The 23664-nt window shown below is 57.3% G+C and carries 23 protein-coding genes; 17 read left to right on the plus strand and 6 right to left on the minus strand.

Going from position 1 to position 23664, the window contains the following annotated elements; genetic code table 11:
- Window positions 1-4 precede the first annotated feature (4 nt).
- Entirely contained in the window at window positions 5-247 is a 243-nt protein-coding gene (locus tag F506_RS10680) for a hypothetical protein (RefSeq protein ID WP_144424038.1), read from the plus strand.
- 100 nt (window positions 248-347) lie between these two features.
- On the opposite strand, the gene F506_RS10685 is transcribed toward F506_RS10680, so the two are convergent.
- Window positions 348-593 carry a hypothetical protein gene (locus F506_RS10685; protein WP_053197322.1) on the minus strand — a complete coding sequence of 82 codons (246 nt, stop codon included), beginning with the start codon at window positions 591-593 and terminating at the stop codon, window positions 348-350.
- Between the two features lie 164 nt (window positions 594-757).
- Here F506_RS10685 and phaC point away from each other — a divergent pair, with 164 nt between their 5' ends.
- The 15 genes from phaC (at window position 758) to F506_RS10760 (ending at window position 15397) form a co-directional block, all read left to right on the plus strand.
- Window positions 758-2398 (plus strand): class I poly(R)-hydroxyalkanoic acid synthase, encoded by a 1641-nt coding sequence (gene phaC / locus F506_RS10690; protein WP_407638233.1) that lies wholly within the window; start codon window positions 758-760, stop codon window positions 2396-2398.
- Window positions 2399-2564: 166 nt separating this feature from the next.
- Window positions 2565-3305, plus strand: coding sequence for a 3-ketoacyl-ACP reductase (locus tag F506_RS10695; protein WP_053197329.1), 741 nt, complete (start codon window positions 2565-2567; stop codon window positions 3303-3305).
- Window positions 3306-3476: 171 nt separating this feature from the next.
- Window positions 3477-4034, plus strand: a complete 558-nt coding sequence (gene phaR, locus F506_RS10700; protein WP_053197331.1) for a polyhydroxyalkanoate synthesis repressor PhaR — start codon at window positions 3477-3479, stop codon at window positions 4032-4034.
- Between the two features lie 115 nt (window positions 4035-4149).
- The gene (rimO, locus tag F506_RS10705) at window positions 4150-5526 is read left to right on the plus strand and encodes a 30S ribosomal protein S12 methylthiotransferase RimO (protein WP_053197333.1); all 1377 of its coding nucleotides are present in this window, start codon (window positions 4150-4152) and stop codon (window positions 5524-5526) included.
- On the plus strand, window positions 5523-5969 hold the full coding sequence (locus tag F506_RS10710) for a hypothetical protein (RefSeq protein ID WP_053201472.1): 447 nt from the start codon (window positions 5523-5525) through the stop codon (window positions 5967-5969). The genes rimO and F506_RS10710 overlap by 4 nt, the downstream gene beginning before the upstream one ends.
- Before the next feature lie 73 nt (window positions 5970-6042).
- On the plus strand, window positions 6043-7221 hold the full coding sequence (locus tag F506_RS10715; RefSeq protein ID WP_053197334.1) for a cystathionine beta-lyase: 1179 nt from the start codon (window positions 6043-6045) through the stop codon (window positions 7219-7221).
- Between the two features lie 472 nt (window positions 7222-7693).
- Complete coding sequence (flhD, locus tag F506_RS10720) at window positions 7694-8011, plus strand: flagellar transcriptional regulator FlhD (RefSeq protein ID WP_007876449.1); 318 nt, start codon at window positions 7694-7696, stop codon at window positions 8009-8011.
- A gap of 127 nt (window positions 8012-8138) precedes the next feature.
- Window positions 8139-8729, plus strand: coding sequence for a flagellar transcriptional regulator FlhC (gene flhC, locus F506_RS10725; RefSeq protein ID WP_053201473.1), 591 nt, complete (start codon window positions 8139-8141; stop codon window positions 8727-8729).
- Between the two features lie 65 nt (window positions 8730-8794).
- Window positions 8795-9571: a class I SAM-dependent methyltransferase gene (locus F506_RS10730; RefSeq protein ID WP_053197336.1), complete on the plus strand. Its 777-nt coding sequence runs from the start codon at window positions 8795-8797 to the stop codon at window positions 9569-9571.
- Between the two features lie 175 nt (window positions 9572-9746).
- Window positions 9747-10607 (plus strand): flagellar motor stator protein MotA, encoded by an 861-nt coding sequence (motA, locus tag F506_RS10735; RefSeq protein ID WP_050477258.1) that lies wholly within the window; start codon window positions 9747-9749, stop codon window positions 10605-10607.
- Window positions 10608-10640: 33 nt separating this feature from the next.
- Complete coding sequence (motB, locus tag F506_RS10740) at window positions 10641-11570, plus strand: flagellar motor protein MotB (protein WP_053197338.1); 930 nt, start codon at window positions 10641-10643, stop codon at window positions 11568-11570.
- A 43-nt stretch (window positions 11571-11613) separates the two neighbouring features.
- Window positions 11614-12168 (plus strand): hypothetical protein, encoded by a 555-nt coding sequence (locus F506_RS10745; protein WP_053197341.1) that lies wholly within the window; start codon window positions 11614-11616, stop codon window positions 12166-12168.
- A gap of 150 nt (window positions 12169-12318) precedes the next feature.
- Entirely contained in the window at window positions 12319-12684 is a 366-nt protein-coding gene (locus tag F506_RS10750; protein WP_007876463.1) for a response regulator, read from the plus strand.
- Window positions 12685-12739: 55 nt separating this feature from the next.
- Window positions 12740-14869 (plus strand): chemotaxis protein CheA, encoded by a 2130-nt coding sequence (cheA, locus tag F506_RS10755; protein WP_053197343.1) that lies wholly within the window; start codon window positions 12740-12742, stop codon window positions 14867-14869.
- A 21-nt stretch (window positions 14870-14890) separates the two neighbouring features.
- Window positions 14891-15397, plus strand: a complete 507-nt coding sequence (locus F506_RS10760; RefSeq protein WP_053197345.1) for a chemotaxis protein CheW — start codon at window positions 14891-14893, stop codon at window positions 15395-15397.
- Between the two features lie 148 nt (window positions 15398-15545).
- On the opposite strand, the gene F506_RS10765 is transcribed toward F506_RS10760, so the two are convergent.
- The 5 genes from F506_RS10765 to F506_RS10785 all read right to left on the minus strand — a co-directional run bounded on the left by F506_RS10765 (window position 15546) and on the right by F506_RS10785 (window position 22444).
- Complete coding sequence (locus F506_RS10765) at window positions 15546-16772, minus strand: DUF2863 family protein (protein ID WP_053197347.1); 1227 nt, start codon at window positions 16770-16772, stop codon at window positions 15546-15548.
- Between the two features lie 214 nt (window positions 16773-16986).
- Window positions 16987-19680: an aconitate hydratase AcnA gene (gene acnA / locus F506_RS10770; protein WP_053197349.1), complete on the minus strand. Its 2694-nt coding sequence runs from the start codon at window positions 19678-19680 to the stop codon at window positions 16987-16989.
- A 133-nt stretch (window positions 19681-19813) separates the two neighbouring features.
- Window positions 19814-20329, minus strand: a complete 516-nt coding sequence (locus tag F506_RS10775) for a hypothetical protein (RefSeq protein ID WP_053197351.1) — start codon at window positions 20327-20329, stop codon at window positions 19814-19816.
- A 24-nt stretch (window positions 20330-20353) separates the two neighbouring features.
- Window positions 20354-21385: an HpcH/HpaI aldolase/citrate lyase family protein gene (locus F506_RS10780; RefSeq protein ID WP_053197353.1), complete on the minus strand. Its 1032-nt coding sequence runs from the start codon at window positions 21383-21385 to the stop codon at window positions 20354-20356.
- 69 nt (window positions 21386-21454) lie between these two features.
- Window positions 21455-22444, minus strand: a complete 990-nt coding sequence (locus F506_RS10785) for a malate dehydrogenase (protein WP_053197355.1) — start codon at window positions 22442-22444, stop codon at window positions 21455-21457.
- A 419-nt stretch (window positions 22445-22863) separates the two neighbouring features.
- On the opposite strand from F506_RS10785, the gene F506_RS10790 reads away from it, so the two are divergent.
- Window positions 22864-23649, plus strand: a complete 786-nt coding sequence (locus F506_RS10790) for a GntR family transcriptional regulator (RefSeq protein WP_053197358.1) — start codon at window positions 22864-22866, stop codon at window positions 23647-23649.
- Window positions 23650-23664 lie beyond the last annotated feature (15 nt).

Here is a 23664-nt window from a genome sequence, read left to right on the forward strand (position 1 = left end):
GGGCATGCAGTTCGACGTCGAAATGCGCGCGGACGGCATGCGCATTTACGCCAGAGCGGGGCATGAAATCGTCGGTGCGCTCGATGTGGAAAATGGAGATGCGCGCGAGAACGGCAGGATGAATATCGTCGTCATTTACGTCGCCCCGCGCTGGCGCTGCAACGGCATTGAAGAGGCGCTGCGGGAACGCCTTGCGCTGCATGCGGTGAATGCGCCATGCAGCCGTGTGCCGGTCAAGGATGTCTGAGCACGATCTGCAATTTTCGTATTTCTTCTATTGGCGGTTTGGAGCCGCCGTGTAATTCTCGCGCCTCAAGCAGACATGGCGGCGCACTTCTCGTTGGGTGTCAGGGCTCGTTTTTTTGCTCGGGCGCCGCCTCGTTTGCCGGGCGTTGTCCTGCCTCATGCGCCGCTTTCGATTTTTCCCTGATTTGACGATTCCGCTTGCGTTGCGGTGTACCCATCAGGTATAAAACAATTGTCAAGGGAAATACGCCGTACAGGAAAAACGTCATGATTCCTGCAGTGACCGACTGTTCGGTAATCGACATCATGAAGACGACATATAACCATGCGATTGCGACGATGTACATTGTGATTTCTGGTTTACAGACTGAGCGACAAACCGTAACAATACGCGAAAATTGTAGAAGCGAGCATGAATACGCAGAACCCGCACAGCGTTCCTCCCGTTGTTTCAGCATGGCTAAACCAGTTATCTGATCCCAAGACGTGGCAGACGTGGCAGACATTGCAAATGCCCGCTGCCGGCCAGCTAGACGTGCAGTCGATCCAGAAGCAGCTGGGCGACCTCGGCGCCAAGCTTGATCCTGCCGACGTGGCCCGATTGCAGCGGGATTATGCGGATCAATTCGCGAGCCTGTGGCAGACAGCAATCAGCTCGCAGATTCCCGCTGTCACCGATCGCCGCATGTCTGCACCGGCATGGCAATCCAATCCGTTTTTTGCCTTTCATGCGGCGGCTTACCAGCTCAACGCACGCTTTCTGACGTCGATGGTTGACGCGGTCCAATCGACCGACAAGGTCAAGCAGAAACTTCGTTTTGCAGTGCAGCAAATGATCGACGCGCTGTCCCCGGCGAACTTCCTGGCGACCAATCCCGAAGCGCAGCAAAAGATTATCGAGACGCACGGTGAAAGCCTCACCCGCGGCATCGCGCAATTGTTCGCGGACTTGCAAAAGGGCCGCGTCTCGCAAACCGACGAAACCGCCTTTGAAGTCGGCAAGGACGTCGCCACGACTGCGGGTTCGGTGGTGTTCGAAAACGAACTGTTCCAATTGATCCAATATGCACCGCTGACCAAGACGGTGCATGCGCGTCCGCTGCTGATCGTGCCGCCTTGCATCAACAAGTTTTACATCCTTGACCTGCAGCCGCAGAACTCGCTGGTGCGTTATACGGTAGAGCAGGGCAATACGGTTTTTCTGGTTTCCTGGCGCAACGCCGATGCCTCGATGGAGACCGCGACCTGGGATCAATACGTCGACGACGCCGTAGTCAGGGCGATCCATGTGGTGCAGGAAATTTCCGGACAAGACAAGATCAACGCGCTCGGCTTCTGCGTCGGCGGCACCATTCTTTCCTGCGCGCTGGCGGTTCTGGCTGCACGTGGCGAAGACCCGGTAGCCAGCCTGACACTGCTGACGGCGTTCCTGAATTTCCTCGACACCGGCGCCATCGATGTCTATATCGACGATGTCCAGATCGGCATGCGCGAGCAGATGATCGGCAAAAGCGGGCTGATGGCGGGGCGCGATTTCGCCTCGGCGTTTTCGAGCCTGCGGCCGAACGACCTGCTCTGGAATTACGTGGAGTCGAACTATCTCAAAGGCGAGACGCCGCAAGCATTCGATCTGCTTTACTGGAATGCCGACAGCACCAATTTGCCGGGCCCGATGTTCTGCTATTACCTGCGTCACATGTATCTGGAGAACGCGCTCAAGGAACCGGGCAAGCTGACCATCGCGGGCGAGAAGATCGATCTCTACAAGCTCAACATGCCTGCGTTCATCTACGCTTCGCGGGAAGATCACATCGTGCCATGGGCCTCGGCGTATGCGTCGACATCGATCCTCAATGCCAGGAAGCCGGGCAACAACCGCTTCGTGCTGGGTGCTTCCGGACACATCGCCGGGGTGATCAACCCGCCTGCGAAAAAGAAGCGCAGTTACTGGACCAACGACAAGATCGGGGCCGATCCCGAAGCATGGTTTGCCGGCGCGGTGGAACATCCCGGCAGCTGGTGGACGGAATGGTCGGATTTTCTTTCCAGGCATGCCGGCAAGCAGGTTGCCGCGCCGAAGAAGGCCGGCAGCGCCAAATATAAAGCGATTGAGCCGGCGCCGGGAAGGTACGTCAAAGTCAGGGCCGAATAAGGTCTATACGACCAACAAGGTCTGCGAAGATCAACCAGGCAGTAAAGCAGCAAGCAGCAAGAACGGGATGCGGTTTCATAAAGATGCCGGCGTACACAGCGATGTGAGATAGCAGTCATCGTCATCCCCGGAACTTATCCACCCGACACAAATAGGAGGCAGGACCATGGTAAAACGTATCGCATATGTGACCGGCGGCATGGGGGGCATCGGTACCCCGATTTGCGCACGTCTGGCCAAAGACGGCTTCACGGTCGTCGCCGGTTGCGGCCCCAACTCCACCCGCAAGGACAAATGGCTGGCTTCCATGCGCGAGCAGGGTTTCGACGTCCACGCGTCGGAAGGCAACGTCGCCGACTGGGACTCGACCAAGGCGGCGTTTGACAAGGTGAGGGCGGAGATCGGCGAGGTCGACGTGCTGGTCAACAATGCCGGCATCACCCGTGACGGGCAGTTCCGCAAGATGAGCAAATCCGACTGGGACGCCGTCATCGACACCAACCTGAATTCGCTGTTCAACGTGACCAAACAGGTCATCGAGGGCATGGTGGACCGCAACTGGGGACGCATCATCAATATTTCGTCCGTCAACGGTCAAAAGGGACAGTTCGGCCAGACCAACTATTCGACCGCCAAAGCCGGCATTCACGGTTTCACCATGGCGCTGGCGCAGGAAGTCGCCACCAAGGGCGTGACGGTCAATACCGTGTCGCCGGGCTACGTCGGCACCGACATGGTGCGCGCAATTCGTCCTGAAGTGCTGGAGAAAATCGTCGCCGGCATCCCGGTCAAGCGCTTGGCTGAGCCGGAAGAAATTGCCTCGATCATCGCCTGGATTGCTTCGAACGAAGGTGGTTATGCCACCGGTTCCGACTTTTCGCTGAACGGCGGCTTGCATATGGGGTAAGCATCGGTCGGGAAATCGGGATGCATTTCCGGTTTTCCGACTTGTTTTAACGGAAACTTCATACTTGTATGTATGCGTGGTTTCCCGCCTATAATGCGTTACGCCAGCGGACCGACTTCAACCTAAAAATATGGGTCCGCTTATATAGCTGAAAACAGACTGGAATTTCAGATGACAAGTGCAAAAAACTCAGGCGAGCGTTTAATCAAAAAATATCCCAATCGCCGCCTGTACGATACACAAACAAGTTCTTACATTACCTTGACCGACGTCAAGCAACTGGTCCTCGACAACGAGGAGTTTGCTGTCGTCGACGCCAAGAACGGCGACGATCTGACGCGCAGTATTCTGCTGCAAATCATCCTGGAAGAAGAGTCGCACGGTGCGCCGATGTTCTCCAGCGCGGCGTTGTCGCAGATCATTCGCTACTACGGTCATGCCATGCAGGGCATGATGGGCTCTTACCTGGAAAAGAACATCCAGGCGTTTATCGACATCCAGAACAAGCTGACGGAAAACTCCAAGGGGTTCTATGAAGGCAAGCCGTTCAGTCCGGAAATGTGGGCGCAGTTCATGAACGTCCAGGGCCCGATGATGCAAGGCATGATGAGCAACTATATCGAACAGAGCAAGAGCCTGTTCGTCCAGATGCAGGAGCAAATGCAGAGCCAGACCAAGAACATGTTCGGGACTTTCCCGTTCGTTCCTACCGATCCGACAAAAAAATAGTCATTCCGACAAGGCGAGGGGCCGTAAGAGCGTGAACAGGTTCTTACGGCTGCCCCGCCAGCCAAAGGGTACAATAGCGGCTTCCTTCTGAACCACGCTTTTTAGCCCATCCGTCATGTCCAATGCTTCTCCCGTCGTTCCCCAGGTAGCCCCCAAGGTCGGCTTCGTTTCACTCGGCTGCCCCAAGGCGCTGGTGGACTCCGAACAAATCCTCACGCAATTGCGCGCCGAAGGTTACGATACCGCCAAGTCCTATGATGGCGCCGATCTGGTCATCGTCAATACCTGCGGCTTCATTGATGCCGCCGTGCAAGAGTCGCTGGATGCGATCGGCGAGGCGCTGAGCGAAAACGGCAAAGTCATCGTCACCGGTTGCCTTGGCGCCAAGAAGGACGGCGACGGCGACGACCTGATCCAGAAAATCCATCCCAAGGTGCTTGAGGTCACCGGCCCGCACGCGGTCGGCGAAGTCATGCTGGCGGTGCACAAGCATTTGCCCAAGCCGCATGCGCCGTTCCTCGATCTGGTGCCGGCGCAAGGCGTGAAGCTGACACCCAAGCATTTTGCTTATCTCAAGATTTCCGAAGGCTGCAACCATCGCTGCAGCTTCTGCATCATCCCTTCCATGCGTGGCGACCTGGTGTCGCGCCCGATTGCGGACGTCATGCTGGAAGCCGAAAACCTGTTCAAGGCCGGAGTCAAGGAATTGCTGGTCATTTCGCAAGACACCAGCGCCTATGGCGTTGACGTCAAATTCCGCATGGGATTCTGGAATGGCAAGCCGGTCAAGACACACATGACGCAACTGGTTGAGGCGCTCGGCGAACTGGCCAGCCGTTATGGCGCCTGGGTGCGCCTGCATTACGTCTACCCGTATCCGCACGTGGACCAGATCATCCCGTTCATGGCGCAGGGCCATGTGCTGCCGTACCTCGACGTGCCGCTGCAGCATGCCCATCCCGACGTGCTCAAGCGCATGAAACGTCCGGCCAGCGGCGAGAAGAACATTGAACGCATCCAGGCCTGGCGCAAGATGTGCCCCGACCTGACCATCCGCTCGACTTTCATCGCCGGTTTCCCAGGCGAAACCGAAGCCGAGTTCGAATACCTGCTCGACTTCCTCAAGGAAGCCGAAATCGATCGCCTGGGCTGCTTTGCCTATTCCCCCGTGGAAGGCGCGACCGCAAATCTGCTCGACAACCCGGTGCCGGAAGAGCTCCGCGAAGAGCGCCGGGGACGCGTCATGCAACTGCAGGAAGAGATTTCCAAGAAGCGCCTGCAAGCCAAAGTCGGGAAAACCTTGCGTGTACTGATCGACGAGGTGGATCGTAGCGGCGGCATCGGACGCTCCTCCGCCGATGCGCCTGAAATCGACGGCGTGGTCTACGTCAAGCCGCCGTTCGAACCGCATAAAAAACTCGTGGTCGGCGAGTTCGTCGATGTCGTCGTCACTGCTGCCGACGCGCACGATTTGTGGGCGGCGGCGCAATGACGGCAGGGGTTGCAAGGCTATTGCTGGCGTTTGTTCTGTCCGTTTTCACCATGTTCACCCATGCACAGCAAGCCGTCGCAGGCGCAGCTGCAACGGCGGCAACGGCGCCCCCTGCGGCGCTGCCAGGCAGTCTGCAAGATGTGTTGAGCAAGCCGACGGTGTTGCGCGGCACGCTTGGCGACGCCAGGATCCAGCTCAGCCTGAAGCCCAAGGCGGATGAAGACGGCCTGGAAGGCAATTATTTTGTTTTCGGCCAAAGCGCACAGATATTGCTGGCCGGCGAAGTCGATCAGAACGACCTGATGATGGAAGAATCCCATAACGGCAAGGACGTGTCCGGCCAGTGGGAAGGCAGCTTCAAAAACGGTCTGCTCAGCGGGACCTGGTCTACGCTCGACGGCTCCGTCACCAAACCGTTTTCCCTGAAGGTGGGCGCGCCCTGAGAACCTGTGGCGCAAGCAGGATGCTTCCTGGCGGTGCGGCGTTTCTCCAACAAGAATTCATTCGAGGTTATTCGTGGCAGAAAAATACACTCCTCAGACCAGCCTGATTCACAGCGAGTACGTCGCTCCTGACAATTTCGGTGCATTACCGGTTGCCATCCATCACGCGTCGACGGTGTTGTTTCCGAATGTGGCGGCCATGCGGGCGCGCAACTGGAAAGAAAAGAGCGGCTACACCTACGGGCTGCACGGCACGCCGACCACATTCACCCTGGAAGCGCGTTTGGCCGAAATCGAAGGCGGGCGCCATTGCCGCATCGTGCCAAGCGGTCTGGCGGCAATTGCGCTCGTCAACCTGGCATTGCTCAAGACCGGCGACGACGTGCTGTTGCCCGACAACGTCTACGGCCCGAATCGTGACCAGGCCGTCTGGCTGGAGCGCGACTTCGGTATTACCGCACGTTTTTACGATCCCCTGATCGGCGCCGGCATCGCCGATCTTATTCAGGACAACACCCGCCTGATCTGGACCGAGGCACCGGGATCGGTGTCGATGGAAGTGTCCGATGTGCCGGCCATTTGCAGTGCGGCGCGTGCTCGCGGCGTGCCGGTGGCGATGGACAATACCTGGTCGGCCGGACTGGCGTTCCGTGCCTTCGATCATGGTGTCGACATCGTCATGCAGGCGCTGACCAAATATCAATCCGGTGGTTCGGACGTCCTCATGGGCGCCGTCATCACGCGCGATGATGAGCTCAATCATAAGATGGAGCTGGCGCACATGCGCTTGGGTTTTGGCGTGGGCATGGACGATGTCTATATGGTGTTGCGCAGCCTGCCGTCGATGCGGCTGCGTTTCGATGCGCACGACGCGGCCGCGCGCAAAGTGGCCGCGTGGCTCAAGCAGCGGCCGGAAATCAGCAAGGTCTTGCACCCTGCATTGCCGGATTGCCCTGGGCACGAACTCTGGCAACGCGACTTCACCGGTGCAGGCGGTTTGTTTTCCGTAATTTTTGATGCGAAATTCAGCGAAGCACAAATCGATCGCTTCGTCGATGGACTGGCGCTGTTCAAGATCGGCTTTAGCTGGGGCGGCGCCCATAGCCTTTGCGTGCCGTATCGCATGCAGACAATGCGCAAGACCTGGACGGAGAAGGGCGGCCTGGTGCGCTTCAATATCGGGCTGGAGTCGGCCGAAGATCTGATTGCCGATATCTCGCAAAGCCTGGATGCAATTCATGCTGCCAAGTAGGTTTTTGTCAGCCCGATAATGCAGGCCGTTGAATTTCTCGCTGAAGGTAAGTATTTGTAAAAGTTGGGGAGTTTTATCGGCAGTTCTCGTTATGACGCCTGGAATTTGAAGTTTTTTCGGTTTTTCGTAGTCGTTTGGCGACAACAAAGTAGGAAAACAGGACGATTTTCAACTGTGAGAAATATTGATAAAAATTTAATTTTCGCGATGATTTCCTTGTGGAAATTTTTGAAAAAATAGAAATTTTGTCGGCTCTTAAACCCAGTGTGGTGGCGGGTTTTGGAAAAAAAGCTTGATTTTTCAAGAAATTTTGCGATGTTTTTGTAAGACAAAATCCTATGTGTTGCTTGGGGCGGAGCCGACGAAAAATACCGACATCCACTAATTTCCTGCCTTTCAACACCCCCTCAGAATCGGCCTTACCGGTAAGAAAAAGTAACCGGGTGTAAATTGATTTTGAGCTGGGGGTTAAATGAATACCAATGACATGATGGCTGAAATTCGTGATGCAAATCTGAGTTATTTGATGTTGGCTCAGCAAATGATCCGATCCGACAAGGCAACCGCCATATTTCGTCTTGGTATCAGCGACGAAATAGCAGACATGATTCAAGGTCTGAGCAACGCACAAATTCTGAAACTTGCCGGCACCAACATGATGTTGACGCGATTCCGCTTCGACGACGGTGCAATCCTCGGCATGCTGACCAATTACAACAAAGACAAGGGTCTCGCTCAATCGCATGCTGCGATTCTGATGGCTTGTCAGCCGGTCGAACAAATTTCCTGACGCTGTAATCATCCTTCGTGGTATGTTTGGGTCGACTTGGTCAACCCGGGAGAATGATTCGACGTTAAGCGTCAGTCAGGTTGGCAAAGAAGTTGAGTTGTAATTAAAAAATATCGGGGGTGTGTTCATGGCTAAGAAAAGCGTGATAACTGAATCGCAAGAGATTCAATTGGCCATTGAGTTGATCAATCTGGGGGCGCGTCTTCAATTGCTGGAGTCCGAAACTTCCTTGTCGCGTGAGCGTCTGCTCAAGCTTTACAAGGAACTGAAGGGCGTCTCGCCACCGAAGGGCATGCTGCCGTTCTCGACAGACTGGTTTATCACCTGGCAACCGAACATTCATTCCTCGCTGTTCATCAATATCCACAAATACCTCGTTGAGTACGCCAAGATCTCCGGCATTGAAGCCGTGATGAAGGCATACAAACTGTATCTCGAACAGGCCGGCCAGGTTGCTGAAGGTGACGAGTCGGTGCTGTCGCTGACGCGAGCATGGACGCTGGTGCGCTTCTTTGAAAGCAAGATGCTGATGACCACGCCGTGCAGCAAATGCCGCGGCCATTTCGTCGTGCATCGTCTGGATTTGCATCAGGACTACCTGTGCGGTTTGTGCCACATGCCTTCGCGCGCCGGCAAAACCAAGAAGGCCAAGGACGCGATCGCCGCCCCGGCCATTGCTGCAGCGCTCGAAGCGCCGCAGATCGCCGCCATTGCCTGATTCGGATCAATCTGACCACTGTCGCATTACAATAATCGGCTTTTGATGCAGGCTTGGAGGCCGAGATGACATTGGGGCAGCGCAGACCCGTTCTGCAGGCACCTGCAGTACAAGCGTTGTTCGTTCTTTGCGCCGCATGGGTTCTGGCATTGCTGGCCGGACAGGCCGTCGAGTCGTGGTTCGGTGTCGTCATTTCCCCCATTCCTTTCGCTTTCCTGCATGGTGCACTGGCCGCAGGCCTTGCTTGCCTGCGCCGCATGGCGTCATGGTGGGCGCCGATCCTGTTTTTCTTTCCGCCGGCTGCCGTGCTGGTGAATTCCTTCCATTTGCCCCCGGTGCTGTTTCTCGCGGTATTCCTCTTTCTGCTGCTCTTGTTCTGGTCGACGTTTCGCAGCCAGGTGCCGTTCTATCCGTCGGGTCAGGCAACCTGGGATGCGGTGGCGGGTTTGCTGCCGGCCGACCAGCCGTTGCGCGTGATCGATATCGGTAGCGGCCTGGGCGGCGCGGTTCTTTATTTGTCGAGACTGCGCCCCGACAGCCGTTTCGTCGGTATCGAGCTGGCGCCGTTGCCGTGGCTGGTCAGCCAGGTACGCGCTTTGCTTGGCCGGAGTCGCGGCGCGTTCGTGCGCGGCGACTATACGCGCCTGGATTTCAGTGACTACGATGTCATCTTCGCCTACCTGTCGCCGGCGGCGATGACGGCGTTGTGGCAAAAGGCGCGGGTGGAAATGCGTCCCGGCACGCTCTTGCTGAGCTACGAATTCATCATTGAGGACATGCAACCGGATGTCGTCGTGCATCCGAAGGAAAATGGGCCGGCTTTGTATGGTTGGCGTATGTGAAACAAAAAAGAGCTGTGTTACATTCTCCGCACGTTATCAAGTTTTTATCTTTGGTGTCGTAATTGAAAATGAAAGCCCGCTTTCGGTCATGTATTCCATCATTTGGTTGATGGGATTGCATGTAACCTGACAGCAGGGAAAAAACACTGAACGCCACTGGGACGGGAGTAGGCACTTGTTAGTCATAATTGGATATGTAATCGTCATGGCGTCCGTCTTCGGCGGATTTGCGATGGCAGGGGGGCATCTCGGGGCGTTGTTTCAGCCGATCGAGTTGCTGATGATTGGTGGAGCAGCGGGGGGCGCTTTCCTTGTCGGTAACAACAACAAGGCCATCAAAGCCACGATAAAGGCGTTGCCGACCGTTTTCAAAGGCTCGACATATACCAAAGCTCTGTACATGGAGCTGATGTCGCTGCTGTTCGAAATCCTGACCAAGTCGCGCAAGGAAGGGTTGATGTCGATCGAAGGCGACATCGAGGAACCTGAGTCGAGCCCGATTTTCAGCAAATATCCCGGCGTTCTGGCCGACCATCACCTGATCGAGTTCATGACCGATTACCTGCGCCTCATGGTGTCGGGGAACATGGATGCGTTCCAGATCGAAAACCTGATGGACAATGAAATCGAAACCCATCACCACGAAGGCGAAATTCCGGTGCATTGCATCGCCAAGCTCGGCGACGGCATGCCGGCGTTCGGTATTGTGGCAGCGGTGATGGGCGTGGTGCATACGATGGAATCGGTGGGTATCCCGCCGTCCGAACTGGGTATGCTGATTGCGCATGCGCTGGTCGGTACTTTCCTTGGTATTCTGCTGGCGTACGGTTTCGTGGGGCCGCTGTCGAGCTTGCTGGAGCAAAAGCTGCACGAGTCGACCAAGATTTACCAATGCGTCAAAGTCACTCTGCTCGCCAGCCTGAACGGTTACGCACCTGCCTTGTCGATCGAATTCGGCCGCAAGGTCCTGTTCTCGACGGAACGTCCATCCTTCCTGGAACTGGAAGAGCACGTCAAACAGGCAAAAAGCAAGTAACCCGATATGACCAGTCATCAGCAGGAGTAAGGCATGGCCGACGAAGGGCTACGTCCCATTATTGTAAAACGCATCAAGAAGGGCGGCGGCGGTCATCACGGCGGCGCCTGGAAGATCGCCTACGCCGACTTTGTGACGGCGATGATGGCGTTTTTCCTGCTGATGTGGCTGTTGGGCTCGACTGCAAAGGGCGACCTCAACGGTATCGCGGAATATTTCAAAACACCCCTCAAGGTGGCGATGGCCGGCGGCTCCGGTAGTGGCGATGCGAATACGGTGCTGCCTGGCGGCGGTAAGGATCTGACGCGGCAGGAGGGGCAGTTGCGCAAGGGTGAGAACGATATCACCAGCAAACGCAGTGTGCGCGCCGCACAGGCCGAACTGGAAAAGGCCGAACGCGCCCGTCTGGACGAATTGAAAAAGCGCATCGAGACCGCTATCGACAATAGTCCGACCTTGAAGCAATTCAAGAATCAACTGTTGATCGACATTACGTCCGAAGGCTTGCGCATCCAGATCGTGGACGAAAAGAACCGTCCGATGTTTGCACTCGCCAGCGCCCAGCTGCAGCCTTATACGCGTGAAATCCTGCGTGAGATCGGCAAAACGCTCAACGATGTACCGAACAAGATCAGCCTGTCCGGGCACACCGATGCCACTCCGTATTCGAGCGGTGAAAAAGGCTATAGCAACTGGGAGCTGTCCGCGGATCGCGCCAACGCGTCGCGTCGCGAGTTGATTTCAGGTGGAATGGATGAATCGAAGGTATTGCGCGTGGTGGGCTTGTCGTCCGCCGTGCTGCTGGACAAGGAGGATCCGTTCAACCCGATCAACCGCCGCATCAGCATCATCGTGATGAACAAGAAAGCGGAAGAGCTTGTTCAGAACGGTGGATCGTCTTCACTCGACGTGTCGTCCGACGCTGACGTAAAAGATGGTTTGAGCGAACCGGCCAAGAATTAACTGGATTTTAAACACCAGGCCCCATTGAAAAGGAGGGCTTCGAATGTCGACACCCAAAATGCTGCAAGAGCTGAAGCGCTTGCTGCTCGATACGGCTAGCGGTGGAAGCAGGCAACTGACTGAAGTCGAAACGGATTTGGTCCAGACCAACATCCTGCTCGGCGAAGCGATCGAGAAGCTGGGATCGAGCTTCATGGAGTTGCATACCGCTGTCCTCGCGCAGCAGAAGGAACTGGAAGTGGTCATGGCCGGCAACGGTACCTTGTCCGCTGAGGATATCGCTCGCCTCAAGGTCATGCAGGACGACATTACGGCGCACGTCAATGCGGCCGTGACAGGCCTGCAGTTCCAGGACATGACCAGCCAGTTGCTGGAGCGTATCGTGCGCCGCGTGATCGGCCTGCGTGACGCGCTGGGTGTGCTCAGCGCGAACAGCTTTGAAATTACTCCCGATTCCACGCAATCGGTGGAGATGCTCGAAAGCTTGCTCAAGAACACGGTAGAGTCGATGGAAGAACGTCTGACCGCGCTTGAAAATGGCCTGTGGAAAACGGTACGGCAAACGCGCATGGAAAGCGGCGACATCGAGTTGTTTTAACCGGAGCCGCGTCAGTATGCAGATTCGGCGGAGCTCTTCGGTGTTTTGACGATGGGTTGAATCAATCGCACAATAGCAATTTTTTGATAATGGATGCGGCATAATGAGTTCGAACAACTCATAGTCGTAAATGAAGAACAGGGAGTAATGATGTCTAAAACAATTCTTGCGGTAGACGACTCGGGGTCATTGCGCCAGATGGTGGTGTTCAGCCTGAAAGCAGCCGGCTATCAAGTCACCGAAGCGGTGGACGGGCAAGATGCGCTGGACAAGGCGAAATTGCAGACTTTCGACCTAGTGCTGACCGATCAGAACATGCCGCGCATGGATGGCCTGACGCTGATCCGTTCCCTGCGTGCGCTGACTAGCTATCAGCGCGTGCCCATCCTGATGCTGACCACTGAGTTCAGCGATGAGATGAAGGCCAAGGGCAAGGCTGCCGGCGCCAATGGCTGGCTGGTCAAGCCGTTCGATCCGCAGCGCCTGACCGAAGTAGTTAAAAAAGTCATTGGCTAGTGTCAATAATCAACGATAAAAGACAGACCTACAGCATCCATGACGGAGCCCAATCATGACCATTGATATGAGCCAGTTTTTCCAGGTGTTTTTCGACGAGGCGGAGGAAGGCCTCGCCGAAATGGAAAAGCTCTTGCTGGCCGTTAATGTGTCGGATCCCGACGACGAAGATCTGAACGCGATCTTCCGCGCCGCGCATTCCATCAAAGGCGGTTCGGCCACATTCGGCTTGAACGACATTACCGAGGTGACCCACGTGCTGGAGTCGCTGCTTGACCGCATTCGCCAGCACGAAATGGCGTTGACCAGTCAGCATGTCGACGCCTTCCTGGCCGCCAAGGATGTCATCAAATCCATGCTGGACGGCCATCGCCATGGTGCGACCGTCGATCTGAACGCGGCCGCTGAAGTACGCAAATTGCTGCAATCGCTGTCCGAAGGCGGCGGCAAGAAAGCCAAGGGCGCGCAGCCACTGGCCGGACAGGGCGGCGTGAGCCGTTATCGCATTGAATTGCCGCAGCTGGCCGATCGCGACATCGAGGCTTTGCAGCAGGAGCTCGGCTTGCTCGGAAAAATCGAGAAAGCCGAAGCTGAAGGCGGCGGCAGCGTATTCATCCTTGACACCGCCAAGAGCGCCGACAGCATCGTCGAAATCTGTTCCTTCCTGGTGAACACGGATGACCTGAAGATTTCGCAAGCGGTCGCCGGACGTTCCAAGGAAGAAGAGCAGGGCTACGGCTTCTTCGCACCATTCGTGCCGCAGGATGCAACCGATGAAGAACGCGGCTATGGTTTCTTTGCGCCGTTCGTGCCGATGAACGCAACGGACAAGGAGCGCGGCTACGGTTTCTTCGAGCCGTTCGTTCCTCAAGGCGAGACTGAACAAGCCAAGCAGGCGGCAGAAGCTGCTGCACATACCGACGACGATCCTCCGGCTCTGGCCGTGACGGAAGGCGGCGAAAAGAAAGCCAAGGGCGAGAAGCCCGCGACCGTGCACGAATCGCAGTCGATCCGCGTCGGCATCGAAAAAGTCGATCAGCTGATCAATCTGGTAGGTGAGCTGGTGATCACGCAAGCGATGATTGAGCAGCGCACCGGCTCGCTGGACCCGATGCTGCATGAACATCTGCTCAACAGTGTCAGCCAGCTGACCCGCAATACGCGCGACTTGCAGGAATCCGTCATGTCGATTCGCATGATGCCGATGGATTACGTGTTCTCGCGTTTCCCCCGCATGGTGCGCGATCTGGCCGCGAAACTCGGCAAGCGCGTCGAATTTGTCACCCATGGCGCCGCGACGGAGCTGGACAAGGGCCTGATTGAGCGCATCGTCGATCCGCTCACGCACCTGGTGCGCAACAGTATCGACCACGGCATCGAAATTCCCGAGACGCGCCTGGCGGCCGGCAAGACCGATTACGGCACGCTGTCGCTGTCGGCCGAACACCAGGGCGGCAACATCATTATTGAAGTCACTGACGACGGCGGTGGCCTGAACCGCGACAAGATTCTGGCCAAGGCCAAGCAGCAAGGCATGGCGGTGTCGGACAATCTCAGCGACGGCGACGTTTGGCAATTGATTTTCGAGCCGGGCTTTTCGACTGCCGAGCAGGTCACCGATGTGTCCGGTCGCGGCGTCGGCATGGACGTCGTCAAGCGCAACATCCTGGCCATGGGCGGGGCGGTCGATATTCGCTCCAGCAAGGGTTTCGGCACCACGATTTCGATTTCGCTGCCGTTGACGCTGGCGATCCTCGACGGCATGTCGATCCGGATCGGACACGAGATTTATATCCTGCCGCTCGGTTACGTGGTCGAGTCGCTGCAACCGGCGACGCAGGACGTCAAGGAGATCAGCGGCCAGGGCAAGGTCATCAAGGTCCGTGGCGAATATCTGCCGCTGATTCCGCTGTATCAAATTTTCAATATCGAGCCGACATTCACCGATCCGTCGCAGGGGTTGGTGGTAATCCTGGAATCGGATGGCAAGAAAGCTGCATTGTTCGTCGATGATCTGATCGGCCAGCAGCAAATTGTTGTCAAGAACCTGGAATCCAATTATCGTAAGGTTGCAGGGATTTCTGGTGCTACTATTCTGGGTGACGGAGGCGTAGCCTTGATTATCGACGTTGCCGCTTTGTTACGATCAAGCCGGCAATTGAGCGACGAATCTGTATTTTCCTGATTTCTTATAAGGGCCATTACCATGTCTGACACCATTTCGAAAAATATTTCCGGCTTTGGCGAAAAAGCCGATAGCGCCGGGAATGAGTTCCTGGCCTTCACACTCGGCAAGGAAGAATACGGCATCGACATCCTGAAAGTTCAGGAAATCCGTGGTTACGAAGCGGTGACCCGGATCGCCAATTCGCCGGAATTCATCAAGGGCGTCGTCAATCTGCGCGGCATCATTGTCCCTATCGTCGACATGCGCATCAAGTTCCAGCTTGGCGAACCGACTTACGATCAATTCACCGTCGTGATCATCCTGAATATTTCCGGCCGTGTGGTCGGCATGGTGGTGGACAGCGTGTCCGATGTGATCACCTTGTCGCCGGAGCAAATCAAGCCGGCGCCGGAAATGGGCACGACTTTCGACTCCGACTACCTGATCGGTCTGGGCACTCTGGATGAGCGCATGCTGATCCTGGTCGACATCGACAAGCTGATGTCCAGCGCCGATATGGGCCTGATCGAGAAGCTGGCCGCTTAAGCCGCTTCAGGAACCGAGTCCGGGAACGGGCGCCTGCCGCATGGCTCTGCGGCAGGCGCCCGTTTCTTTTTGGATGGCAGGATTGATGCAGACGGACTGCACCGGCAGGCATCAAGGACGCTTGCCGGTACAGGCAGGGAAATCCGGCTTAGTGGAAGTGTTCGGTTGATGCCGGTGCGTCTTCCGGCATTTCTGCATGCACCAAATCACCGTCGGGAGCCGGGAACAGCGGCGTACCGCAATCGTCGCAGAACTCCATCGTGTAGCGTTCCTCATGCAGCTTGATCTGTACGATGCCGCATTCACGCAATACCCCCAGAATTTCTTCTATTGGCGTCCGTGGGCTATCCGGCGCGGACAGGTCGCGTACTTCGTCACCATCTTCCTGCTCGTACAGCGGCCACACGATGCCGTACACGACACCGTCGTCGTTGCCGAGGCTAAAGCCGACGCGGTATTCATCGATCTGGCCGTTGATGTTCTCGCAAAAACTGCCGATATTGGCGTGCAACTCCGACGAAGCCACGCCCAGCGTCTGCGTCAGGTAATGATCGGCGGCACGAATGGCGGCCGGGCGGATACGTTTGTCCGCTTCGCGGCAGGCGAAGTAATACGGTTGCGGCAACAGCAACTCGACATTGCAGCCGGGCAGGAAGCGGGTCAGCAGCGGCGTGGCTTGGGCGGTCCAGGCCTCAAGTGCGGCTTCCCGCTCGTGTATGGTTGAGGAGTTCTCATCCATTTGCCAGCGGAATACCGGTGCGCCGGTCGGCACGGCAACCGCAGCGATCAGGTAGCGCGTATCGGCCAGGAAGGGCGCGGTCGGCGTGTGCTCCAGCGACAGCTGCGGCGTGCTTTGCTTGAGGGCGGACTGGCCCATGCGCTGGGTCAGCGCGAAGACGTCGGCATGGTGGCGGGGCAGTTGTTCGATTGCATATAATGGCGGCGCCAATGCAAGGTGGACGTTGTCGGCCAGCACATGCGCGTGGAGGTGGGCGAACAAGCCGTTGCGTACATCGGCCGGCAGGTTGCCGGAGGCGATGCTGAAACGCGTCCAGGCCAGCACCGGCAACGCCAGCAGCTGCACGCTGTAAACCTTGCCGTCGTAATCGAGCGCGCAGGCTTCGCTGTTGGCTTCGACTGCTTCCACCAGGACGTCGTAACCGTCGAGATCGGACTTGAACAGATGATCGAGGGCGGCGTCGATCATGCCTTGATGGTTACTTTTCAACTGCTTATGCAGCTGCAGATCGAGGGTGCGTTCCCAGGCCCGTTCTTCGAGACGACTGGTAGAGCCGGCGACCGCTTGTGATGAATTGACCAGGCGCTGGCTTTCAGCGGATAACCTGGAGGAAGAGCGTTTGGCGGGGCGGCGCATGATGAAATATTGACAATCAAATGATGAGAATATCTATTGTAGTTGATTCGACATCGGGCCGGGTGTTGCTGACCGGCATGCATGTTTGTCAACATCGCTCCTGACGCATTGCATGGCGCGCCCCACGGCGCGCGCATAAAAAAAACGCCGGTCGAAACCGGCGTTTTTTATTTGCTGCGTACCCGCAAAGCGGGACGTCTCTGCAGGAGGCTGATTAAGCTGTCAGCAGTTGACGCAGAACGAACGGCAGGATGCCGCCGTGCTTGTAGTAGTCCACTTCGATCGGTGTATCGATGCGCAGCAGCAGTTTGACTTCCTTGGTTTCGCCGTTCTTGCGATGGATCACCAGAGTGGCTTCCTGTTGCGGCTTGATCTCGCCTTCCAGGCCCTTCAGGTCGAAAGTTTCTTCGCCTGTGATGCCCAGAGTCTGGACGCTGTCGTTGCCGATGAATTGCAGCGGCAACACGCCCATGCCAACCAGGTTCGAGCGGTGGATACGTTCGAACGAACGTGTGATCACAGCCTTTACGCCCAGCAGTTGCGTGCCCTTGGCAGCCCAGTCGCGGGAGGAGCCGGTACCGTACTCTTCGCCGCCGAACACCATGGTCGGCACGCCGTCGTTGACGTACTTCATGGCTGCATCATAGATCGCCATTTGTTCGCCGCTAGGCTGGTGAACCGTCACGCCGCCTTCAACGCCCGGCACCATCAGGTTCTTGATACGCACGTTGGCGAAAGTGCCGCGCATCATGATTTCGTGGTTGCCGCGGCGCGAGCCGTAGGAGTTGAAGTCCGCCTTCAGCACGCCATTGGCTTGCAGCCACTTGCCTGCCGGGCTGGAGTCCTTGATCGAACCGGCCGGGGAGATGTGGTCGGTGGTGATCGAGTCGCCGAACACGCCCAGAGCGCGCGCACCGCTGATGCCGGTTGCTGCTGCTTTCGGTACTTCGGTGAAGCTCTCGAAGAACGGTGGTTCTGCGATGTAAGTCGAAGTAGGCCAGTTGTAGACCTGGCCGGCAGCGACGCCCTTAATGGCTTCCCACAGCTTGCCTGGTGCGCCCTTGACGTCGGCGTAGTTCTCTTTGAACACCTTGGCGTTCATCGCGAACTTCAACAGCTTTTCGATTTCTTGCGAAGTCGGCCAGATGTCGCCCAGGAAGATTTCCTTGCCGCCCTTGCCCTTGCCGACCGGTTGTGTCATCAGGTCGACATTGACGTTGCCGGCAATGGCGTAAGCCACGACCAGCGGGGGCGAAGCCAGGAAGTTCGAACGGATGTTCGGGTGAATACGTGCTTCGAAGTTGCGATTGCCCGACAGCACGGCGGAAGCGACGATGTCGTTCTTGACGATCGCTTCGTTCATGGCTGGAGTCAGGTCGCCGGCGTTGCCGATGCAAGTGGTGCAACCGTAGGCAGTCACGCCAAAGCCCAGTTTTTCCAGATAGCCCAGCAAGCCGGCTGCTTCCAGATACTTGGTCACGACGCGCGATCCGGGCGCCAGCGAGGTCTTGATGTGCGGCGCAACCTTCAGGCCGGCTTCGACAGCCTTCTTGGCCAGCAGGCCGGCTGCCAGCAGCACGCTCGGGTTCGATGTGTTGGTGCACGACGTGATCGCTGCGATCAGCACGTCGCCGTTCTTGACATCGATGCCGTCGGCATTGGTGTACGACTTGTTCAGGTCTTCGATCTTCTTGTTGAAGCCGTTTTCAGCCACCGGTTTGACGAACAGATCAGCGAAGTTCGATTTGACGTTGCCGATTTCGATACGGTCTTGCGGACGCTTCGGACCAGCCAGCGATGGTGCAACGGTGCCCAGATCCAGCGACACTTCGTTGGTGAAGTCGATGTCGCCAGCCTTTGGAATGCCGAACAGGTTCTGTGCCTTGAAGTAGGATTCGAACGCGTCGATTTCCGCCTTGGTGCGGCCGGTGCCCTTGAAATAGTCGATGGTTGCTTCGTCGACCGGGAAGAAGCCCATGGTCGCGCCGTATTCAGGCGCCATGTTGGCGATGGTGGCGCGGTCGGTCAGCGACAGCGACTTGGTGCCTTCGCCGAAGAATTCGACGAACTTGCCCACAACCTTGGTCTTGCGCAGCAGTTCGGTGATGGTCAGGACCAGGTCGGTCGCGGTGACGCCTTCACGCAGTTGGCCGGTCAGGTTCACGCCGACCACGTCAGGTGTCAGGAAGTAGACCGGTTGGCCCAGCATGCCGGCTTCTGCCTCGATGCCGCCCACGCCCCAGCCGACCACGCCGATACCGTTGATCATAGTGGTGTGCGAGTCAGTGCCGACCAGGGTGTCCGGATAATAGATGCCTGTCTTGTTGTGCACGCCGCGTGCCAGGTATTCCAGGTTCACTTGGTGGACGATGCCGAAGCCGGGAGGCACGACGCCGAAGGTGTCAAATGCCTGCATGCCCCATTTCATGAACTGGTAGCGCTCGTTGTTGCGCTGGAATTCCAGTTTCATGTTCAGGTCGAGCGCTTTCTTTTCGCGGAAGTGGTCGATCTGCACCGAGTGGTCGACAACCAGATCCACCGGAACCAGCGGCTCGATGTTCTTTGGATTCTTGCCCAGCTTCTTGGCGACGTTACGCATGGCGGCCAGATCGGCCAGCAGGGGAACGCCGGTAAAGTCTTGCAGCACGACGCGGGCGACCACGAATGGGATTTCATCGACGCGGGGAGCCTTGGCGCCCCAGTTCGCCAATTGCTTGACGTGCTCTTCCGTGACCTTCTGGCCGTCGCAGTTGCGCAGGACGGATTCCAGCACGATACGGATCGACACTGGCAGACGGGAGATGTTGATCCCGAGCTTCTTTTCCAGGGCGGGCAGTGAGTAGAACTTGCCTTTCTTGGAACCGGAAATGCTGAATTCCTTTAGGGTGTTCAATGTGTTGCGGGACATGGCCTCTTCTCCTTAGATTACGGATGGTATAAGTTTGTTGGCGCTACGAAGCTTGGTTTCGTTGCAAATACGGGACTGCGTTACTTCTGAATTCTTGCTGAATCTATGCTGAATCTTGTTACCGGTTTGCTGCTTAGCTTTTCGGGGCAGCCGGCGCTTCTGCAGTCGCCGGTTCTACGTTCTTGCATTCGTTCGCCAGTTGCTGGCCCTTCTTGGAATCCAGCAGAATGCCCTTGGCAGGAATGCCGATCCAGACCAGGCCGACCTTGCGGTTTTCGAAGCGATTGGCGCCGGTGGTGGTGGTCACGCGGGTCAGGCGGTTGATGCGCTTGTTCCAGCGGATGGCGATGTGCTTGTCATCGTCGTCGTTCTTGTAGATGGTCAGTTTGTTGCCCATTTCGCAGCTGAAATCGGCCGACTTGGTGCCGCCGATTTCCGGCTCGTTTTCGTCGTCGTCAGCGTCGGAAGAGAACGCCATTTTCTCGGCTGGTTTGGCTGCAGCGGCAGCCGCTTTTGGATGCGCTTTTTTCTTGGCGGGCTGCTTCTTGGCAGTGGTTGCAGCAGTCGCAGCGGTCTCTGCGAATGCAGACGGCATGCCTGCGGCGAAGAGGGCGCTTGCGAGGGTCAGGGCGGTCAGATATGTTTTCATCGGGCGTCGGTCAATATTCAATGTTCAATGTTGCGGGGTGGTTGAAATCGGTGCGGCGATCGTGCCGGTTTCTGCAAACCAGGCTGCGACTGCCACCGGCAGGGCAGCGCCGCCGGCATGGCCGCGCTGCAGGATGCTCCAGTAATAGCGGTAACTCGCACGGTCATGCAGCGTACCGCCGTGCTGGATCGGGCCCCATTGCACGTCCCTGGCTTTAAGCAGGATTTGTGCCGCTTCGCCGATTTCGTCATCGGCCGGGGACAGGGTTTGCACGATCGCTTTGATCTGGTTCGGATGGATGCTCCACATCCGGGTATAGCCGAATTCCCGCGCCGCACGGCCGGCGTCGCCGGTGACCACCGCGGTATCCTGAATCTCGGTGGTGACGTTGTGCGAGGGGACTTTGCCGTGTGCATGGCAGGCGGCTGAAATTTCCAGTTTGGCGCGCGCCACCAACGGGTGCGTGAACTGGCCGGGCGAGCGCATTGCGGCGCTCGGGATGGCGCCATAGTGCGCCGACACAAAGTCCATGACGCCAAAAGACAGCGACTCGACCTGCGGCAGCGCCGCGATCATGCGCACGTCTTCCAGCGCGCCGTGGGTCTCGATCAGCACATGCAGCGGCGGCATGCGGCGACCGGCCGCGCTCGTGTGGCGAGTGATGGTGGCGATGGCTTGCTGCACGTCGGCCAGGCCGTCGGCTTTGGGCAGCATCAGGTAAGCCAGTCGCGAGGCACTGTCACCGGCATCGGCAGCGCAGATCGTCGCGACATCTTGTTCGAAAAAGGGGCTGGTCACGTCATGCACGCGGGCGCCGATGCGGCCGAAGCGATTGTCGTCGCCGGCGATCAGGGAGCCAACCAGTTGCGCGTGCTCGGCTTCGTTGCCGGCGCTGGCGCCGTCTTCGCAGTCGAGGGTGATGTCAAAAACCGGGCCGAGCTCTTGTTGCAGGGCAATCGACTTGCGCATCAGCTTTTCAGAGCCGGCGTAGTGGTCGCAGACCGGTAGCGAGACCGGTTGTCGGGTGCCTGGGAACAAGACCTGGGTGGGATGCATTGCTGCTGAATTCCGAATGTGTGCAAAAAATTGCGCGGCGGCTATGGGAGCCCGCCGCGCGCTGGTCAATTAGCCGACCAGGTGTTTGACGCCTTCGCGCTCTTCCGACAATTCCTTGAGCGTGATGTTGATGCGCTCTTGCGAGAATTCGTCGATTTCGAGGCCTTGGACAATCTTGTATTCGCCGTTCTCGGTAGTGACCGGGAAGCCGAACATGGTGCCTTCAGGGATACCGTAGGAGCCGTCCGATGGCACGCCCATGGTGGTCCACTTGCCGTTGGTGCCGAGGATCCAGTCATGCACGTGATCGATTGCTGCGTTGGCTGCCGATGCCGCCGAAGACAGGCCGCGCGCTTCGATGATCGCTGCGCCGCGTTTGCCGACTGTCGGCAGGAAGGTGTCCTTGTTCCAGACCTGGTCGTTGATCAGGTCCTTGACGGCCTTGCCGTTCGCGGTGGCGAAACGGTAGTCGGCGTACATGGTCGGCGAGTGGTTGCCCCAGACGCACAGCTTTTCGATGGCCGAAACCGGTTGGCCGATCTTGGCTGCAACTTGCGACAACGCGCGGTTGTGGTCCAGGCGCAGCATGGCGGTGAAGTTCTTGGCCGGCAGATTCGGCGCCGACTTCATGGCGATGTATGCATTGGTGTTGGCCGGGTTGCCGACCACCAGAACCTTGACGTCGCGCGAAGCGACGGCGTCCAGCGCCTTGCCTTGCACGGTGAAGATCTGTGCATTGGCTTCCAGCAGATCCTTGCGCTCCATGCCTGGGCCGCGTGGGCGGGCGCCAACCAGCAGGGCGATGTCGGCATCCTTGAATGCAGTCATCGGGTCGCTGTGCGCGGTCACGCCGGCCAGCAACGGGAATGCGCAGTCATCGATTTCCATGATGACGCCCTTCAGGGCTTTTTGTGCTTTTTCGTCAGGGATTTCCAGCAACTGCAGGATCACTGGCTGGTCTTTGCCGAGCAGGTCGCCGTTGGCGATGCGGAAGAGAAGGGAGTAACCGATTTGACCGGCGGCGCCGGTTACGGCAACACGCTTGGGGGCTTTAGCCATGTTGAATCTCCAAAGTGGTGATAGAAAGCGTTCAATACTGCCGGAGTCGGGAGGCGCTCGCAAAACAGGCTGCAAACGCGCTGAAACAAGTCCTGGAAGTGCTTCCCAACTCCTCGCCGGTCTCGAAAAGACGCCGGCAATTACTGCGTATTCTTTCAAGAGACTGTAATCATACCGTCGAAAGCGCAGGCAGTCAGTTGTTTTGCCGCCCCGGCAGCGAACCGGTATGACGCAAAAGGTGCAGTCCCGGCGCATCGCGTGCAAGCACGACCAAAAAAACCTGTTCGTCTCTGAATATGCCCGCGAGTGTAGGCTTGCCTTTCTGGTCTGTCAATCGCTATCTTATGTCTTATATAAGACATCTTATTAAATACTTTTTGCTGGACGCGAGAAGGGTTTTTGTGGTCAAATTTGGGGTTATGAGCTCCAGCCTGCCCAATCTGAACAACAGCGACGCGCAAAGCGTGGGCACCAGTGTTGCCGGAGCAGCTCCTACCTTCAGTCCCCTCTATCAGCAAATCAAGGCTTTGATCACGCAGCGTCTGGAATCAGGCGAGTGGAAGCCGGGCGAACTGATCCCCAGCGAAGTCGAACTCGGCAACCGTTTCAAGGTGAGTCAGGGGACCGTACGCAAGGCGATCGACGAACTGGCTGCTGAAAACCTGGTGGTGCGGCGGCAAGGCAAGGGCACGTTTGTTGCCACGCATCATGAAACGCATGCGCAATTCCGTTTCCTGCGCCTGACCGCCGATACGGACGGTCCGCAGCGTGCGGAAAACAAGATCATCGAAGTCAAGCGCGTGCGCGCACCCGCGGAAGTGGCGCGCCAGCTCGACATGAAGTCGGGCGACTCCGTGATCTTCATCAAACGGGTAAAATCATTCAACGGCGTTCCGACCATACTTGAAGAAATCTGGTTGCCCGGTCTTATTTTCAAAGGGCTCACCGCGGAACGTCTGATGGAATATAAAGGGCCGTTATACGGCCTGTTTGAAACCGAATTCGGGACACGCATGATTCGCGCTGAAGAGCAGATTCGTGCCGTGGGGGCGGATCCGGAGTCTGCGGAACTGCTGGGGGTTCCGCCCCAAACGCCTTTGTTGAGTGTGGACCGCGCTTCTTTTACCTATGGCGACAAGCCGGTGGAGATGCGACGCGGCTTGTATTTGACGTTGAATCATCACTACCAGAGCGAACTGAATTAAACCTGCAGGGGATGT

It is taken from the genome of Herbaspirillum hiltneri N3, from assembly GCF_001267925.1.
Taxonomy (GTDB): Bacteria; Pseudomonadota; Gammaproteobacteria; order Burkholderiales; family Burkholderiaceae_D; genus Herbaspirillum; species Herbaspirillum hiltneri.